Origin of the sequence: Candidatus Pelagibacter sp. (assembly GCF_052049575.1) — a bacterium.
In the GTDB taxonomy this organism is placed as follows: Bacteria; Pseudomonadota; Alphaproteobacteria; order Pelagibacterales; family Pelagibacteraceae; genus Pelagibacter.
Genome location: NZ_JBNGZQ010000002.1, coordinates 14,607 through 32,710, shown reverse-complemented (window position 1 = coordinate 32,710; position 18,104 = coordinate 14,607). Strand labels below are relative to the sequence as shown.

21 protein-coding genes and 1 tRNA gene are annotated in these 18,104 nt (G+C 27.3%); 9 read left to right on the top strand and 13 right to left on the bottom strand.

Going from position 1 to position 18,104, the window contains the following annotated elements; translation table 11 throughout:
* The gene (locus ACTT9C_RS03620; RefSeq protein ID WP_440923151.1) at positions 1-1,152 is read left to right on the top strand and encodes a M24 family metallopeptidase; all 1,152 of its coding nucleotides are present in this window, start codon (positions 1-3) and stop codon (positions 1,150-1,152) included.
* Here the strand turns inward: ACTT9C_RS03620 and ACTT9C_RS03615 are convergent.
* The 7 genes from ACTT9C_RS03615 to ACTT9C_RS03585 form a co-directional block, all read right to left on the bottom strand.
* Positions 1,149-1,823: an ABC transporter permease gene (locus ACTT9C_RS03615; RefSeq protein WP_440923150.1), complete on the bottom strand. Its 675-nt coding sequence runs from the start codon at positions 1,821-1,823 to the stop codon at positions 1,149-1,151. The genes ACTT9C_RS03620 and ACTT9C_RS03615 overlap by 4 nt on opposite strands.
* Positions 1,823-2,515: an ABC transporter permease gene (locus ACTT9C_RS03610; protein ID WP_440923149.1), complete on the bottom strand. Its 693-nt coding sequence runs from the start codon at positions 2,513-2,515 to the stop codon at positions 1,823-1,825. The genes ACTT9C_RS03615 and ACTT9C_RS03610 overlap by 1 nt, the downstream gene beginning before the upstream one ends.
* A gap of 45 nt (positions 2,516-2,560) precedes the next feature.
* Positions 2,561-3,388 (bottom strand): transporter substrate-binding domain-containing protein, encoded by an 828-nt coding sequence (locus ACTT9C_RS03605; protein WP_440923148.1) that lies wholly within the window; start codon positions 3,386-3,388, stop codon positions 2,561-2,563.
* Positions 3,389-3,449: 61 nt separating this feature from the next.
* On the bottom strand, positions 3,450-4,490 hold the full coding sequence (gene speD, locus ACTT9C_RS03600; protein ID WP_440923147.1) for an adenosylmethionine decarboxylase: 1,041 nt from the start codon (positions 4,488-4,490) through the stop codon (positions 3,450-3,452).
* 1 nt (position 4,491) lies between these two features.
* Positions 4,492-5,148, bottom strand: coding sequence for a class II aldolase/adducin family protein (locus ACTT9C_RS03595; protein WP_440923146.1), 657 nt, complete (start codon positions 5,146-5,148; stop codon positions 4,492-4,494).
* Positions 5,145-6,215 (bottom strand): S-methyl-5-thioribose-1-phosphate isomerase, encoded by a 1,071-nt coding sequence (mtnA, locus tag ACTT9C_RS03590; RefSeq protein WP_440923145.1) that lies wholly within the window; start codon positions 6,213-6,215, stop codon positions 5,145-5,147. The genes ACTT9C_RS03595 and mtnA overlap by 4 nt, the downstream gene beginning before the upstream one ends.
* Positions 6,212-7,084, bottom strand: coding sequence for an S-methyl-5'-thioadenosine phosphorylase (locus tag ACTT9C_RS03585; protein ID WP_440923144.1), 873 nt, complete (start codon positions 7,082-7,084; stop codon positions 6,212-6,214). Before ACTT9C_RS03585 ends, mtnA begins: the two co-directional genes overlap by 4 nt.
* Before the next feature lie 41 nt (positions 7,085-7,125).
* On the opposite strand from ACTT9C_RS03585, the gene ACTT9C_RS03580 reads away from it, so the two are divergent.
* The gene (locus ACTT9C_RS03580; protein ID WP_440923143.1) at positions 7,126-7,653 is read left to right on the top strand and encodes an adenine phosphoribosyltransferase; all 528 of its coding nucleotides are present in this window, start codon (positions 7,126-7,128) and stop codon (positions 7,651-7,653) included.
* A gap of 4 nt (positions 7,654-7,657) precedes the next feature.
* Here the strand turns inward: ACTT9C_RS03580 and ACTT9C_RS03575 are convergent, their stop codons facing one another.
* Positions 7,658-8,530 (bottom strand): glycosyltransferase family 2 protein, encoded by an 873-nt coding sequence (locus ACTT9C_RS03575; RefSeq protein WP_440923142.1) that lies wholly within the window; start codon positions 8,528-8,530, stop codon positions 7,658-7,660.
* Positions 8,531-8,584: 54 nt separating this feature from the next.
* Between ACTT9C_RS03575 and rfbB the strand changes: the two genes are divergently transcribed.
* The 6 genes from rfbB to ACTT9C_RS03545 are packed head-to-tail and all read left to right on the top strand — an operon-like array spanning position 8,585 to position 13,685.
* Positions 8,585-9,598, top strand: a complete 1,014-nt coding sequence (rfbB, locus tag ACTT9C_RS03570) for a dTDP-glucose 4,6-dehydratase (protein WP_440923141.1) — start codon at positions 8,585-8,587, stop codon at positions 9,596-9,598.
* Entirely contained in the window at positions 9,595-10,461 is an 867-nt protein-coding gene (locus ACTT9C_RS03565) for a sugar nucleotidyltransferase (RefSeq protein ID WP_440923140.1), read from the top strand. Before rfbB ends, ACTT9C_RS03565 begins: the two co-directional genes overlap by 4 nt.
* Positions 10,462-10,980, top strand: coding sequence for a dTDP-4-dehydrorhamnose 3,5-epimerase (gene rfbC, locus ACTT9C_RS03560; RefSeq protein WP_440923139.1), 519 nt, complete (start codon positions 10,462-10,464; stop codon positions 10,978-10,980).
* A 1-nt stretch (position 10,981) separates the two neighbouring features.
* Positions 10,982-11,797, top strand: a complete 816-nt coding sequence (locus ACTT9C_RS03555; protein WP_440923138.1) for a DUF4422 domain-containing protein — start codon at positions 10,982-10,984, stop codon at positions 11,795-11,797.
* A complete protein-coding gene (locus ACTT9C_RS03550; protein WP_440923137.1) occupies positions 11,794-12,981 on the top strand; it encodes a methyltransferase domain-containing protein in 1,188 nt (395 codons plus the stop codon). The genes ACTT9C_RS03555 and ACTT9C_RS03550 overlap by 4 nt, the downstream gene beginning before the upstream one ends.
* Complete coding sequence (locus tag ACTT9C_RS03545; protein WP_440923136.1) at positions 12,978-13,685, top strand: sugar nucleotide-binding protein; 708 nt, start codon at positions 12,978-12,980, stop codon at positions 13,683-13,685. The genes ACTT9C_RS03550 and ACTT9C_RS03545 overlap by 4 nt, the downstream gene beginning before the upstream one ends.
* Before the next feature lie 6 nt (positions 13,686-13,691).
* On the opposite strand, the gene ACTT9C_RS03540 is transcribed toward ACTT9C_RS03545, so the two are convergent.
* The 5 genes from ACTT9C_RS03540 to ACTT9C_RS03520 all read right to left on the bottom strand — a co-directional run bounded on the left by ACTT9C_RS03540 (position 13,692) and on the right by ACTT9C_RS03520 (position 17,003).
* The gene (locus ACTT9C_RS03540) at positions 13,692-14,510 is read right to left on the bottom strand and encodes a hypothetical protein (protein WP_440923135.1); all 819 of its coding nucleotides are present in this window, start codon (positions 14,508-14,510) and stop codon (positions 13,692-13,694) included.
* 6 nt (positions 14,511-14,516) lie between these two features.
* Positions 14,517-14,593, bottom strand: a tRNA-Met gene (locus ACTT9C_RS03535).
* 93 nt (positions 14,594-14,686) lie between these two features.
* Complete coding sequence (locus tag ACTT9C_RS03530; RefSeq protein WP_440923134.1) at positions 14,687-16,411, bottom strand: hypothetical protein; 1,725 nt, start codon at positions 16,409-16,411, stop codon at positions 14,687-14,689.
* A 109-nt stretch (positions 16,412-16,520) separates the two neighbouring features.
* A complete protein-coding gene (locus ACTT9C_RS03525) occupies positions 16,521-16,730 on the bottom strand; it encodes a hypothetical protein (RefSeq protein ID WP_440923133.1) in 210 nt (69 codons plus the stop codon).
* Between the two features lie 42 nt (positions 16,731-16,772).
* Positions 16,773-17,003 (bottom strand): hypothetical protein, encoded by a 231-nt coding sequence (locus ACTT9C_RS03520; RefSeq protein WP_440923132.1) that lies wholly within the window; start codon positions 17,001-17,003, stop codon positions 16,773-16,775.
* 113 nt (positions 17,004-17,116) lie between these two features.
* On the opposite strand from ACTT9C_RS03520, the gene ACTT9C_RS03515 reads away from it, so the two are divergent.
* Positions 17,117-18,094, top strand: coding sequence for a DeoR family transcriptional regulator (locus ACTT9C_RS03515; protein ID WP_440923131.1), 978 nt, complete (start codon positions 17,117-17,119; stop codon positions 18,092-18,094).
* Positions 18,095-18,104: the final 10 nt, after the last annotated feature.

Here is an 18,104-nt window from a genome sequence, read left to right as displayed (position 1 = left end):
ATGGCACTTCATTTTTCAAAAGAAGAGTTTTCTAGCAGAAAAAGTAAAGTTTTAAATTCTATGCAAGAGCAAAACCTTGATGCTCTTTTGATGTTTAGACAAGAGTCCATGTATTGGTTAACTGGATACGATACCTTTGGTTATGTTTTTTTTCAGACATTAGTTTTAGATAAAAACGGGAATGTAATACTACTCACAAGAGCTCCTGATTTAAGACAAGCTCAAAATACATCCAATATAGAAGATATTAGGATATGGGTTGATAAAGATAAATCAAATCCAACTAATGATCTTAAAGCTATTTTGAATGAATTAAATCTTAAAGGAAAAAAATTAGGAGTTGAATATGAAGCTTATGGTTTAACTGGTCGTAATGCTCTTCGATTAAACAAATCTTTAGAAAATTATTGTTCTCTTGAAGATAAATCAGACTTAATAACAAAATTACGAGTTGTAAAATCTAATGAAGAAATTGTTTATGTTAAGAAAGCTGCAGAACTTGCAGATAAAGCTTTAGACGAAGTATGGAAACATGCAAAAGCTGGAGTAAGTGAATCTAAGATATTAGCAGAAATGAATAAAGTTATATTTGAAGGTGGTGGAGATTATCCCGCAAATGAATTTATAATTGGTTCTGGTAAAAATGCACTGCTTTGTCGTTATCAAGCAGAAAAACAAATTTTAGACAAACAAGATCAATTAACTATTGAATGGGCTGGTACTTATAGACATTACCATTCTGCAATGTTTAGAACTATTCCTATAGGTAAAGCAGATCCTAAACATCATAAAATGCATGAAGCATGTGTCGAAGCTCTTAAAAATTGTGAAAGTAAATTAAAACCTGGGAATAAAGTTGGAGAAGTTTTTGATATTCATGCAAAAACATTTGATCATCTTGGATTTGAAAAAGCCCGAATGAACGCTTGTGGTTACTCTTTAGGAAATACTTTTTCTCCAAACTGGATGGATTGGCCGATGCTATATACAAATAATCCTTATGTAATTCAGCCTGGAAATATTTTTTTTATGCATATGATATTAATGGACTCTGAAAACCAATTAGCAATGAACCTAGGTGAAACTTATTTAGTTACAGGAGATGGCAATGAAAGACTCGGTAAACAAAAGTTAGATTTAGTAATACTTTAATTAAAACTATATTTTTTCTCTAAAAATTTAATTACGTTGTGAATTATAAAAGTCATAAATAGATAAATTCCACCAGCAACTATAAATACTTCAATTGGTTTAAAAGTTGTTGAAATTATATATTTTGCAACACCTGTAAGGTCCATTATGGTGACAGTGCTTGCTAAAGAAGTTCCTTTCATCATCAGGATAATTTCGTTCCCATAAGCTGGTAAAGATTGTCTGATAGCGATAGGTATCTGAATTTTATAAAAAATTATATTGTTTGAGATGCCCAAACTTTTACCTGCCTCAATTATTCCAGGTTTAATTGTTTGAAATGCTGATCTTAAAATCTCTGAAGTGTAAGCACCCGTGTTTAGAGCAAAAGCAATAATTGCACACCAATATGGTTCTTTCAAAATTACCCATAGAATTGTCGATCTTAAATATTCAATCTGACCTAGTCCAAAATAAATTATAAAAATTTGAACCAAAAGTGGAGTACCTCTAAACACATACGAATATCCATATGCAAATCTATTGATAAATATATTTTTATTTAATCTTAGAATTGCGAAAAACAATCCAATGAATAATCCTATTATTAAAGAAACTGAGAGAAGTTTTAAAGTTATCACTGCTGCACTTAATAACTTTGGGAAACTGTTAATCATCAATTCAAGATCCATCAATACCCCCTACTATATTTAATTTCTAATCTATTGATTAATTTCATACTCACAAAAGTAAGTAATAAATATAAAACTGCAGCGAAAGAATAAAAGAATAGTGGATCTCTCGTTGATCCAGCAGCTATATAAGATTGTCTCATGATTTCAACTAAACCTGTGACTGAGATTAGAGAAGTATCTTTTAGAGTTATTTGCCAAACATTGCTTAGATTTGGAATAGCTAACCTTAATGTTTGAGGTAAAATAATTTTAAAAAATTTTCCAAATTTATTTAGACCTAATACATTGGCAGCTTCGAACTGGCCTTTATCAATTGATTGAATGGCTCCCCTAAAAACTTCAGTTGAATAAGCACCAGAGATTATTCCGATTGCAAAAGCCCCTGTGATAAATGCATTTATTTCAATGTATTCATTATAACCAAATATTGATGCAACATACATTACTGCACCGGTTCCACCAAAAAAGAAAAGATAAATTACTAATAATTCTGGGACACCTCTGATGATGGTTGTGTAAGAATTTGCTATAAAATTTAAAAACTTGTTTTTAGATAATTTTAATGGAGTAAAGATTAATGCAAAAAGAAAACCTATAAACATTGCTGTTATTGAAACAGCTATAGTCATCAGGGTTGCGTAAAATAATTCATCACCCCAACCAGTGTCTCCAAATGCTAGAAGTTCCATACAGATTGGCGACTATACATGATAGTCGCCAAATCTAAAATTTAATTACATAGAAGCGTCGAAACCAAACCACTTAGTAGCAATTCTACTAATGTCTCCGTTTTTTCTTGCTTTATTGATAGCGGCGTTAAACTTTTTCAAAAGTTCGGTATCATCTTTTCTAATACCTACTCCAACACCGTTTCCAAACGCACCACCTGAGAAAGTTGGTCCAGTTAAGACAACTGGCTTACCAGATTTTTCTGCATAATCACTGAATGCGACAGCAGCAGCTAATGCAGCATCACATCTACCTGATGCTAAATCTAGGTTAACTTCATCCTGTGTTTTATAAGTTCTTACATTTACTTTTCCAACATCACCAGAGTCTAAAAAGTTTTGGTGAATTGTAGCAGTTTGTACACAAACAGTTTTACCTGCTAATGCAGCAGTAAGTGTTTTAAGATCTTTTTTAGCTGTAGCATTTGGTTTAGTAAGATTTATCCCAGCAGAGGTATCTAAACCTTCTAGGCTAGAACCTTTCATGACTGCTAAAGATGCAACTTCATCAGCATATCCTTGAGAAAAACTAATAGCCTTTTGTCTTTCTGCAGTAATTGACATACCTGCCATTATTGCATCAAACTTTCTCATAATAAGCGCTGGTATCATCCCATCCCAGTCTTGCTCAACAATTACACATTGCTGTCCAATGTATCTACAAAGCGTATAAGCTAATTCAACTTCAAAACCTATTAACTTACCTGCTTCATTTTTTGAGTTCCATGGAGGATAAGCACCCTCTGTTCCAATCCTTATTTTATCAGCATTAACATTTCCCATTACTAATAGAGAAAGTAAAACTGAAAAAATAGTTTTCTTGAATATATTCATTGTTATCTCCTTTAATAAAAGTAATAGTATTTCACAGATTGGGTGTATTAAAAAGAAAAAATTAATGATTTATCGATGATGAGAAATTCCAAGAACAATCAAAACTAGGTATGTAAACTCTAGATAAATTAGTGTTTCCAAAATGGTGATTAAAAACGTTTAACCAATTTTCAACTTGAAGAGGTTTTTTGTCTTGGCTACCAACTTGAGCAGTAATAACTCCTTTAGGTTTAAGTATTCTAACTAAAGAGTCCATATTTTTAGCAGCAAGGTCTATGCAAAATTGGTCATCATTTAGATCAACAAAAATATGATCATAAGTATCTTCGTTCACTGTCTTTATGCTTTCAAAAGCATCACCCCAGACACATTTTACAGAATTTTTTTCTGTAGCTTTTTTTCCTATATCACCAAGATGTTTGTTGCAAACTTCAACAACTTCTGGATCTAATTCATACCAATCTATAAAATTAAACTTTTTTGAAATACATTCTCTTGCAACACCACCATCACCACCACCAATTATTGCAGCTCTCTCATTTTTTTTGTTTAATTTTAAACCAGCACCAACAAAAGTTGAGCTATACAAATGTTCATCTGAAGCAGCTACTTGAATTTCACCATCAATAAATAAAGATTTTCCAAATTGTTCTAATTCTAAAATTTCAATGTGTTGACCTACTTTTGATTTAAAGTCTTCTAAAACTTCATTTACAACATATGATTTTTGTAATCCCGGTGAACTATAGATATCGTGGTAAAGAGATCTAGTATCTCTGTTAAATTTTTTTTTAACTATACGCCTATGTTCAAATTCTTTTTTAACAATATCAATTGCTACTGATGGACTTATTTTTCCACAGGTAAAAAAATCAAAACTAATTATTCCTTTTTCTGGAAATGTATGAAAGCTGATGTGACTTTCGGCTAATAAAGCTAAAATTGTAAAGCCCTGAGGTTCAAATTTATATTTAGAAATATTAAGGATAGTTACATCTGCTGCTTTGGCAATTTTATTTATGACTTTCTCGAAAACCGGAGAATCGTACTCTTTTGTAGTACCTATAATATCTAAAGTAATATGCTCCCCTACCTTAATCATTTTACCCTTTTTTATAGTTTTTAGCCTTATCTAAAACTTTTTTCATTTCTTCAAATGAAAGAATCTTAGGTTGACCTAACTTTAGAGCAATAGTGTATTGATGACAAATATTTTCTATCTCTTGTGCAAGTTCGAATGCATCATCTAAATTTTTTCCAAAAGCAACCTGACCGTGATTAGACATTAAACAAGCACTTCGATTCTCTAAAGCTTTGATAACATTTTTAGACAACTCTTTTGTTCCAAAAGTAGCGTATTCTGCACATTTAATGTCGTCTCCGCCTGCAAGAGCGATCATATAATGAAATGGTGGAATTGGTTTTCCATGAGAGGATACAGCTGTTGCGTGTGGAGAGTGAGCATGAACAATAGCCTGTGCTTCTTTTTTATTTACATAAATATCTCGATGAAATCTCCATTCTGATGATGGTTTGTTGCTTGAATCGTTTTTTTCTTCTTCTTCATTTAACCCCATAAAAACAATATCTTCAGGTTTTAGTGTTTCGTATTTTTTTCCTGATGGAGTTATTAAATATCCTTCTATATCATCCTCAATTCCTCTCAATGATATATTGCCTGACCTAAGAGGTGAAAGATTTGTTGAATTTAACTTTAGTGAATATTCAATAATCTGATTTCTTTTATCTAAATTCTTCATTTAAATAATTTTTTCAGTCCTTTTTCTGAAGCTTCACATACTCCTTTTTCAGTTATTAATCCTGTAACATATTTTGCTGGAGTTACATCAAAAGCTAAATTTATAGCTTTACTTTTTTTTGGATAAATTTGTATTTTCTTTAAATCTCCTTTTTCATCCAAACCTTCAATGTGAGATAATTCATCTGAATTTCTCTCCTCAATTGGAATATCTTTATGATCTTTTATATTCCAATCAATTGTTGAACTTGGTAGTGCAACATAAAAAGGAATCTTATTATCATGGGCGGCCAATGCTTTAAGATAAGTTCCAACTTTATTGCAAACATCTCCATTGGCTAAAGTTCTGTCTGTTCCAACAATACACATGTCAACTTCACCTCTTTGCATTAATATACCACCTGTATTATCTGCAATGATTGTGTTTTTAATTCCCTCTTCATTTAATTCATAAGAAGTCAGATTTGCTCCTTGATTTCTGGGTCTGGTTTCATCTGCCCATACATGGACAGGAATTCCTTTTTTGTGTGCATGATAAATTGGAGAAGTTGCAGTCCCCCAATTTATTGTTGCAAGCCAACCTGCATTACAATGAGTTAATATATTAATTGTATCCTTTTTTTTATTATAGATTTCCTCAATAATTTTTAGTCCGTTTAAACCTATACTTTCACAAAATTTCACATCCTCTTCACATATATCTTTTGCTTCATTCAAGGCTATTTCTAAGATTTTATCGCTATTAACACCTGATAGTTTATTCATCATTCTATCAACAGCCCACTTTAAATTAATTGCCGTTGGTCTTGAACTAATTAAATCTTCTGCAGATTTCTTTAAAAATGATTGATCATTATTTTCAATTATAGCTAAAACCATTCCATAAGCTGCTGTAGCTCCTATTAAAGGTGCTCCTCTTACCTCCATAACCTTAATCGCATTTATTGAGTCCTTAACTGATTTAAGGTCTTTAATGATAAATTGATGTGGAAGTTTTGTTTGATCAATAATTTTTACAACATTATTTTCAAACCAAATAGTACGATATTCTTTTCCTTCTATTCTCATTGATTTAAAACTCTACCAGCAACAGTGTAAAGTTTTTCTATTGTTTTTTTTGTTCTTTTTTCAGGTGCTGTTATAATTGCAACATCTAAACAATTATTGGTTGGATCATTAGGATCAATATGATTTTCAAAATTTTCTATTAAGTTTTTGATCATGTTTTTTGCCTTTGCGGCATTATCTAATAAAACTTTTACAACTTGTTGAACATCAACGTTTTCATGATCAGGATGCCAACAATCATAATCAGTGACCATTGATACAGATGCATATCTTATCTCTGCTTCTCTTGCTAATTTTGCCTCTGGCATATTAGTCATTCCAATTACGTCTGCTTTCCAAGATCTATATAAGTTTGACTCCGCTAATGTTGAAAATTGAGGTCCTTCCATAACAACATATGTTCCATTTCTTTGATATTCAATTTTGTCTTTTTTTATTGCCTCTTCACACGCGTTCATCAAACCATTAGATGTGGGATAAGCCATAGAAACATGTGCAACTATTTCGTCCTCAAAAAAAGTTTTCTCTCTAGCAAATGTTCTATCAATAAACTGATCAACAATAACGAATTTTCCTGGGGGTAAACTCTCTTTTAACGAACCAACAGCTGAAACAGATACAATATCAGTAACACCTAATTGTTTTAAGGCATCAATATTTGCTCTAAAATTAATTTTTGAAGGAGAAATAAAATGACCTCTTCCATGTCTTGGTAAAAAATAAACTTCTTTATTGTTATAATTAGTTTTTAAAATTTGGTCTGAAGGTTTCCCCCAAGGAGTGTTTAAATCCAATAATTCTCTATTTTTGAACTCCTCAACATCATATAGGCCACTGCCACCAATAATTGCTAATTTATTCATTGTCATCTTATAAAATTAATTTATTTATGCTTTTATAATTTACTCTTATGAATTTAAAAGACTTTATTAGATCTATCCCAGATTATCCAAAAAAAGGTATCTTATTTAGAGATATAACTACGCTAATTAAAAACGAGAAAGCTTTTTCTGAAACAATTGATCTAATTATAGAAAAATCAAAAAATTTAGAATTTAATAAAATTGCAGCAATTGAGTCTAGAGGATTTGTTTTTGCCTCAGCAGTTTCTTATATTTTAAAAAAACCATTTATTATGTTTAGAAAAAAAGATAAATTACCTGCTGATGTCCACTCTGTTGATTTTGAATTAGAGTATGGAAAAGCTACCATTGAAGTTCATAAAGACTCTATAGTTGAAGGAGACACTATTCTAATTATTGATGATTTAATTGCGACTGGTGGTACTGCAAATGCTGCAGCAAAACTTGTAGAAATTTCTAAAGGAAAAGTCGCAGGATTTGTATTTGTAATAAATCTTTTTGATTTAAATGGTTCTGACAATTTGATTAAAAAAGGATATCAGGTAAAAAATTTAATCGAATTCCCAGGTCATTAAATTTTCAAAAGCTAGGCCTATAATAAGAATTTTTCCCTATCATGGAATTTATTAATCCTAACAATCTCATCTGATAAATTTTTCTTTTAAAAGTATTAAAGGTAATCAAATAATAAAAAAATTTTATTTTTGCAGAAATCAAATTTTTTAAAACTTTGAATAAAGCAATTGAATAGCCGTAATGTTTTTTATTAAAATAAAATTTTGACCACATCCAATGCCAATTTCTTAAATATTCAATTTCATTTTTATATTTTGGATCTACAGCTTTTCCTCCTAAATGATTTATTTTTGATTTTGGTATAATATAAATATCCTTATTTTTTTCTATTAATCTCTTACATAAATCCTCATTTTCAAGATATAAAAAAAAATTCTCATCAAAAAAATTGAAATCATTTATTTTTTTTAATTGTTTTAAATTTAAAAGCATCGCATATCCGTCAACACTTTTAACTTTAAAAGGTTTCTCTGTATCAAAATTTTGACCCTTTTTTAAAACGTAATTTGGATATTCGTCTTTATTTGAAATTGGTGCAATAATTCCAAAGTCATCAATTTCATTTGATGCTGCAAATATTTCTTTCATAGAATTCCTCTCTAAAGTAACATCAGGATTTAATATAAAAGCAAAATCTTTATTCACATTTTTAATACCTAAATTATTTCCTGCACCCATACCTAAATTTTCTTTTGATAAAATACATCTGACATTTTGATATTTTGACTCAACTTTCTTTTTTAATTCATGATTATTTGAATTATCAATAACAATTATTTCTATTTCGCTATCAATAGAATTGATACAATTTTCAATCACATGATCACTTCTATAACTAACGATTATGACTGAAAGATTTTGCCTAGTTATTGACATAATATATATATAGTCGACTATACTAAAATTTATTTTTAATGTAAAAATCAAAAAATGAAAAAAATCATAGTTACTGGTGGTCTTGGCTTCATAGGAAGCAATCTAATAGAGCTTTTATTAAAAAAAAATTTTCAAATAATTAACATTGATAAAGTAACTTATTCATCAAATTTTTATAATGTAAAAGATTTTAAGAAATCTAAAAATTACAAGTTTATAAAACTTGATATTGCAAACAAAAAAATAAGCAAAGTATTTGAAAATTTTAAACCTTCAGGAATTTTTAATCTAGCTGCAGAAACTCATGTTGATAGATCAATTGATAACCCAGACAGTTTTATACAAAGTAATATTGTTGGAGTATACAATTTACTAGAATGTTTTAAAAATTTTTCAAAAAAAAACAGATCAAGATTAATTCATATTTCCACTGATGAAGTTTATGGAGATGTTTTAAATGGAAGAACTAATGAAAATTATCCCTATAATCCCAGTTCACCATATGCTGCTAGTAAAGCTGCATCTGATCATCTGGTTAGTGCTTATATAAGGACTTATGATTTACCAGCGATTGTAACAAACTGTTCTAACAATTATGGTCCAAAACAACACCCAGAAAAGTTAATTCCAAAACTAATTTATAATATAATGAATAACAGACCTCTTCCAATATACGGAAAAGGAACTAATTCAAGGGAATGGATATATGTAAAGGATCATTGCGAAGCACTAATTAAAGTTTTTTATAAAGGAAAATTGGGAGAGTTTTATAACATTGGATCAAATAAAAACTTAAATAATTTACAAGTCACAAAAGAGCTTTTAAAAAAATCAAAAAAAATTTTGCAACTTGGTCAGAAAGTAAAAATTAATTTTGTTAAAGACCGCCCTGGTCATGATTTAAGATATGCTCTTAATAGTAATAAAATCAAAAAAGAGCTCAAGTGGCTTCCAAAAACAAATTTTTCTAAAGGAATAGAATTTACACTCAACTGGTATTATAAGAACAAGACATACTACAAATCATTATCAAAAAGAGATATTTTGAATAGATTAGGCAAAAGATGATAAAAAAAGGAATAATACTAGCAGGGGGGAAAGGAACAAGAATGAGTCCCTTAACAAAAGCTGTGAACAAACAGTTGCTTCCAATCTATGACAAACCATTGATCTTTTACCCATTATCGATTTTGATGTTAGCAAAAATTAAAGACATCTTAATTATTGTGAATAAAGGTCAGCTAAAACAATATAAAAAGATATTACCTAATGGAGATAATTTAGGAATTAAAATAAGTTATTTAGAGCAAAACGAACCAAGAGGACTACCTGATGCGTTTGTAATTGGTGAAAAATTTATAGGAAAAGAAAATGTTGCAATGATTTTAGGTGACAATTTCTTTTATGGCCAAAATCTTTCTAGATTACTTTTAGCTAATACAAAATTGAAAAGAGGAGCAAGAGTTATTTTACATAAAGTTTTAAAACCTGAGTTATTCGGTGTAGCGAAGATTAATAAGAGCAACAAAATTATAAAGATTAAAGAAAAACCAAAAAAATATTTTTCAGATCTTGCAATTACTGGTCTTTATTTTTTTGATAATGATGTTGTAAAATATTCAAAACAATTAAAACCCTCAAAAAGAGGTGAGGTGGAAATTGTTGATTTATTAAATTTATACAAAACAAAAAAGAGGTTATCAGCAGATTTAATTGGTAGAGGTGGAGCGTGGTTAGATACTGGATCGATGGATGATTTTTATAAAACTAGTAACTTTGTATCAGCTATTGAAAATCGTCAAGGTTTGAAAATTGCTTGTCTTGAGGAAATTGCATTTAACAACAAATGGACTAATAAGAGAGATATAAAAAGATCTATAAAATTTTACGGAAATTGCGAATATTCAAAGTATTTAACAAAACTTTTATAAATGAAAATTTTAAGAACAAAATTCAAAGATTTAATAGTTTTTTCGTCAAAAAATTTTTACGATAAAAGAGGCTTATTTAGAGAATTAACTTTAGAAAAAAAAATAAAAAAAAGATTTCCCTTTACTGTTGTATCAAGATCAAAAAAAAATGTTTTAAGAGGTTTGCACATGCAAAGAAAGCATCAACAGGGAAAATATATTTCTTGTATCAAAGGAAAAATTTTGGACGTGGTAGTAGATTGTAGGAAAAAATCAAAAACATTTGGAAAACACTATAAAATAGTATTAAGTGAAAAAAATTGTAAATCAATTTATATACCTCCAGGTTTTATCCATGGTTTTTTAGGTTTGGATACAGAAAATATAGTCATTTATAGCTGTACAAATTATAGAGATAAAGATTCAGAAATTGGTATAAATTGGAATGATAAAGATTTAAAAATTAATTGGAATGTTAAGTCACCTATCTTGTCCAAAAAAGACAAGAAAAACCTTAAGTTTAGAGAAGTAAAGTTTTAAAATGCAAAATCTTAAGATGTTTTGTGTTTGTATACATAACGAACTTTTACCAAAAGTAAAAAAATTAAATTATATCCCTGTAGGACTAGGCGATGACAAATTTGATGATGAATGGATCACAGATAATATTGGTCAAAATATATCAAAAAAAAATAAATTTTACGGTGAGTATACTTTTCATTATTGGTTTTGGAAAAATAAATTAAATAATATTAGTGAAAATGATTGGATTGGTTTTTGTGCTTATAGAAGATTCTGGCTAAATGAAAAAAAAAACAATAAACAAAATTTAAATTTTCAAGATAAAGTGCTAAAAAAAATTCCAGAACTATGGGAAGATTACCAAGTAATTTTGGGTGATAAGATAAGTATTAATGACATAAAATGGATAAAGATTTTAAAGTATGGTAAAATTTCATTATTAAAAAACCCTAAAGCTATTCTTAAAAGAAATAGATCAATCAAATTTCAATTTGATATGTTTCATGGAAACGGAGTTTTGGATAAAGCTATAAATGTTTTAAACGAAAATGATAGAGAAGATTTTAGAAAATTTGTGAATACTAATAGTTCCTATAATCAAGGTAACATGTTTATATGTAAATCTAAAAAATTGATGCGTAAATATTATGAGACTATTTTTAGTTGGTTAGATGAATGTGAAAAAATATTTGGTTTTGATTTAAATGGATATGGAAAAATTAGAATTTACGGTTTCCTAGCTGAAAGATTTTTACCATTTTGGTTTAATAAATATTCAAAATGTCTTGAATGGCCAGTCGTGTTCAATGATTTAAGAAAGGAAAAAATAAATTGAAAAATAATATAAATTTTTTAGATCTTGGCCTTCAACCTCTAGCAAATAACTACTTGAAAAAAAATCAACTCAATAGGAAAGAAAAAAAATATAGATTAAAAATAGGAATTAATATTGGTACAAAACTTGTTTCTATCAATCAACCAATTTCTAGTAAATTAATGTTTAATAATAAATATCCCTATAGATCTTCAATGTCTAAAACTATGCTAAAATCTTTTCAAAATTTAGCGGTGTTAATTAATAAAAAATTTAAACCTAAAAAAATACTTGAAATTGGAAGTAATGATGGAAGTTTTATTAAAAATTTCTCAAAAAAAAAAGTAATTGGAATTGAACCTTGTTCAAACGTAGAAAAAATTACGAAAAAAAAAGGTTTTAATACATATCCATTGTATTGGAACTTGAAAACGGCAAAAAAGTTACTCATTAAAGAGGGTAAGGTAGATTTAATTTACTCAGCGAATACAATAAGTCATATAGAAAATCTTGATGAAGTTTTTAGATCGATTGATATTATTCTGAATGATAACGGAATTTTAATCATAGAGGACCCATCATTACTAGAGTGTTTAAAAAAAAATACTTATGATCAATTTTATAATGAACATATATATGTCTTCTCTCTAATTGGTTTAGAAAATGTTTTAAAAAAACATAATTTTGAAATTTTTCATATTCAAACTTTAGAGATCCATGGGGGATCAAATAGATATTTTATCAAGAAAAGAATTAATAAAAAAAAAATTTCATCTAGTGTCAAAGATCAGAAAAAAAAAGAAATGAAATATGGTATAAATAAAATATCCACATATAGAAAATTTGCAAAAAGGGTAAAATTATCAAAAAAAAAGTTAAAAAAAATTTTTTTAAAAATTATTTTAAATGATAATAAAATTATTGGTTATGGGGTTACTGCAAAATCGACAACAATATTAAATTATTGCAAAATTGGAAATGACCTGGTTTCTTACTTTATTGATACTACTAAGGCTAAACAAAATAAATATACTCCGGGGACTAAAATTCCAATTTTTAAGTATCCAGGATTTATTGAAAAAGATATTGATTTTGTATTTTTAGGTGCCTGGAATTTTAAAAAAGAAATATTTAAAAAAGAAAAAAATTTTATTAAAAGAGGTGGGAAATTTATTATACACACACCAACACCAAAAATTTTATGAAAAAAATTGTCTTTACTGGGGGTTCTGGCAGATTTGCGACGGTATTCAAAAAGATAAAGCATAAATATAAGATTGAATACCCATCAAAGAAACAATTAAATATTGAAAATTTTTATTCGGTATTGAAGTATCTTGAAAAAAAAAAACCTAGCTATTTAATACATTGTGCTGGACTATCAAGACCAATGAAAATTCATGAAAAAAATATCTCTAAAAGTATCCTTATAAACATTATTGGGACTTCAAATATTGTAAGAGCGTGTGTAAAAAAAAATATTAAGCTAATCTACTTTTCAACTAATTATGTTTATCCGGGAACAAAAGGTAATTATTCTGAGGATGATCCAGTACTTCCAATCAATAATTATGCAATTTCAAAATTAGGTGGGGAATGCGCAGTTCAAATGTATAAAAATTCTTTGATACTAAGAATTTGTATGACTGAAAAACCTTTTGTACATAAAGTCGCTTTTAACGATGTTGAGATGAATTTTATGTTTCATGAAGACTTAGCAAAAAATTTATTAAAGTTGATAAATAAAAAAGGTATAATTAATATCGGTGGTCAAAAACAAATTGTTTATAAGTTTGCAAAGCAATCTAACAATAAAGTTAAGCCTATATCTGCAAAAAAAATATTGGGAAAAAAATTTCCTCTGAAGCAATCAATGAATATTAAAAAATATTTAAAAGCTTTGAAATAATTAAGATTATTTTTTTATTAATTTTAAATACTTCTTAATAACGTTATTTTCATAAATCTTATATAAATAACTTCTCTTCGAAATTTTTTGTGTTAAAAAATTTAATGATATCTTATTTTTATTTTTTTTGGAAATATTTACTGTCTTATATCTGTAATCATCAAAATAACTTCTTAATCTTTTGTTATTTTCAAGATTCTTAGATTTTTTTAAACTCTTATTAGCTATATTTATTACAGTAATAGAATCATAATACTCAATTGAATTAATTTTTTTTGCTATAAAATTTAAATTTTTATTTAATGAGGGATTTCTTCGATGAATAATTTCAATTAAGGATGATGTGAAGTTAATAAAAGAATATTTGGAAGGATTTTTAAAACCTTTATTTTTCATATAACTTGTATGGGTATCCTCTACTAATATCATTCCACCGGGTTTAATATGATTTATTGACTCCATTAAAGTTGTAACTTGTTGAAGATTTGTATGACCACCGTCATCAATTAAAATATCAATATTTCCAACTTTCTTGTAAAAATTTTTCCAAAAAGTCGGGCTGGATTGGTCTCCAACAAAAATCTTAAAACCTTTTTTTTCAAGTTTTTTTGCATCAGGATTTAATTCTATGCCTATGACTTTTGCTTTTTTTCCAAAAAAGTTTTTCCACATAAATAATGAACCACCGTCGCCAATTCCAACCTCTACAATCTTGATGTTTTTTTTTAAAAACTTTTGAAAAAGATTTTCATAAATATCAAAATAATTATTCCATTTTATTGAATATTTCGGAGAATTTTTAAATGACTTATAAATTTTTTTCATTATTTATGGTAGCGGGAAGTGGGATCGAACCACTGACCTCGGGCTTATGAGTCCCGCGCTCTAACCAACTGAGCTACCCCGCCATTAAATTCACGTTGATATATACTACTTATTTTTTTTCTTTCAAACAAGAAATTAAGAATTTCAATTATGTGTTTGATCAAATTAAAATTATATCAAATTAAAAATTTGTTTTTTATATTGCTATAAATTAAATCTATCACACCATCCCAATTTCTATTTTCAGATTGTTTGTAAATTTTTAAGGATTTATACGGGTTGTAATTATAGTAATCATACCATCTCCAATCAGCATTAAATGATATCAAGCCCCAAGTTTCTTTATTTATAATACAAGATAAATGTAAAAAGAGAGTATCAGTTGATATTACAAGATCTAAGTTTTGAATTATAGCTATAATATCGGAAAAGCTTTTTTGACTATAATCTACAATATTTGAATTTTGAAAAAAATTTTTGTCTCTATCCCAAATTTCGTTTTGAAATGAATAAAAATTCAAATCTAATTTTAGCAATTTTTGAAAATTTTTAAGCTCGATTGATCTATATGGTTCTTTTGGTCCAAAAAAATTACCAGACCAAATTAAACCAATATTTCTCTTTTTTTTAGACAAAATTGATTCCCATTCATTTTTTTTATCATTATCAAAATTAATAAGTTCAGAAGTGTCTGATTTAACATCTTTATAAAAATACTTATTTAAAGAACCTATAGAAATTCGATAGTCATATTTTCTATTTTGAATTTCACTAACTTCACAAATATTAATATTTTTATAGTTTTTTTTAAAAAGAGGTAAAAGTTTACTATAAACTAAAAAATCTATTTTTTTACATAGTGGAGATAAATTGATTAAAAATTTTGAAAATTGTAAAACATCTCCCATTCCTTGTTCTGAGGTAACTAAAATCGATGAATTTTTAAGATTTTCCCCTCTCCATAATTTTATATTTTCAAAAAATTTTCTTTTTTGTATACTAGGTCTAAGCTCATATAAGTCCCAACCTTTTTCATATTCGCCCTCAGCTAAATGAAGTAAACCTCTTGTAAACTTTAAATCTCTCATATTTGGATAGACTTTAAGAGCTTCATCAATTGTTTCTATCACTTTTTTGTTGTTGTTTATCATTGCGTAAATTTTTGCTAATTTTGGATATGCTATATAACTTTTTGTTTCGTTAATTATAGATTCTAAAAGTTTTATCGCTTCTTCAGTTTTATTTTTTAATAACAAGTATTCAGATTTGTTTAATTTAAACTCAATATAATTTTCATCAATCTCTTTTGCCCTATTATAATAATATTCAACCTCATCTATTTTTTCGATTCTAAGATATAAATTTAAAAGATTATTTATTATTATTTTATCATTTTTATCAATTTCTAATGCCTTATGATAATAATGTGTAGACTCATTTATATTTCTATCACTGAAATAACATTTAGCCAAATTATTGAATAAAATTTTTTTTTCTTTGAAATCTGTTTTTTCTACAATTTTATATAATTTTATCGCAGTTTTATAATCTTCATTTAGATCAAAAGCTAAAGCTAAATTGAAGTAGGATAAAGGATTTTTCTTATTTTCATATTCAATTACTTTTTTTCCACTTTCAATAGCCGATATATAGTCTTTTTGTTTTAAGTGAATTTTAAAAAGATTTTTATATGGATCAATAAAGTTTTTGCTAAGATCTATAGATTTTAAAAAGTTTTCTTTTGCAAGCTCAAGTTTATTTTGTTTAAAAAAAATAACACCTTTAATATTTAGTATTAAATGTTCAATTTTTTTTTCTGTATGTTTATTACATAATTGAAGAGCTTCTATTAATTGATTATTATTTAAGTAATCTATTATTTTTTTTAAAATTTCTTCCATACAGATTATTACTAACTTAACTGTAAAATTAATTGGTAAAAATAGTTAATAAGTCAATAAAAGCAGGAAAAATTTAATATTTTTCCTAATGAATTAAATTTTTTAAATTTTAGGAAAAAATAACTAAACCAAACAGAATCAGGCCTGTAGATGCTATGGCTGAAAAATAAAATTTTTTTTTAATTTCTTCTCTCTTATTCGATTTTACTCTGTTTAAAAGAACGTTAATGTCTGTATTTGTTGTGGTAGATTGTGGTGAATCTGAAACTGTATATTTAGAAACAAGTTTTTGTTTAAGAGGATCGGTCAAATTTTTCATCAAGCTAAATAAACCATCCTTTTAATTTATTAGCAAATAAAATTATAGAGATAAAAATATTCCAATCGAACCTAACAGAAGGACACAAAATGAAAAAATAAAAATATTTTTTCTTAACTCCTTGCTTTGCTCAGCCTCTAATTTTGATTTTAAAACATTGATATCGACTCTACCTGAGCTAATTTTGTTAGAATTTAAAGGCTTTTCAGTTAAATTAATATCATGTGGGGTCTCGATATTATTAGTTTTTCCTGTAAAGCCTTTAGATGTCATGTGGACATTAAACCATAATTTTAAAAAAAAACAATTTTCTTGGAAGTTCAAACTGGGTTAATTATAAATTGACACATGTCCAATTTGGGTCTTTACTGCACTTTTTATAATTTATGAGTATTCAAGAAATAGATTTTTCTAAAACTCTCAGTGATGACCAGGTCTATGAGTCTATAATGTCACATTATTCTACTCTAAGCAAAGAGTGGATATCACACCAATGGAATTGGATGAATAACGTTTATGCATCATTCAATGACCATTACAAATATATGATAATAATTTCTTTGGTCGAAAAAACTCTTCAATTTTATGACCAAATGAATATTCAATATACATATGATGAATATTATTCTAAATCATATCAACAAATAGAAAAATTTAGTATTACTGAACTTTGTGAAAAATTAGATTTACCAAAAGAGACTGTTAGAAGAAAGGTTTTAGAACTTGAGAAAGATGGAGTTATAACACGTAATAAAAAAAAAATAATTATTGATAGAAAAGCATTTCCATTTGTTAAACCTGATAACCAAATAAGATTTTCATCAAAGTATATTTACTTAGTTTCACAAGCCTTAAATAAAGACAAAGTTTATTCAAAAAAACTCGATCAAAAAACTATTGAAAATGTAATAAAAAAAAAATTTTCATTATCATGGAGATGGTTTTACAGAATGCAGATACCTTTAATTATAGGATATCATAAATTTTTTCAAGATTTGACAACTTTTCATATTTGGGGGACTGTTTGTATGAATCAGGTTTTAAATGTTTCAAGCCAATTAAATTCAGGTAATGAAAAATCATCATTAGATTATTTTGCTACTAATAACATTCTCATAGATAATCTTGGTACAAATACCGGTATAAGTGCAATGTCAATTTCTGATATGACAAAAATTCCTCGAGCAACAATAATTAGAAAGTGTAAATATTTAATTAAAGAAGATTTAATAAAATTAAATGAAAAAAAACAATATGTATTAACTTCTATGAATTTTAGAAAAATTTTACCTTATCAAACTGAAATTTTTAAATACAAAGCTAAATTTATTCGTAAAGTTTTAAATCTCCTTGTAATATCTTAAAAATTATGTT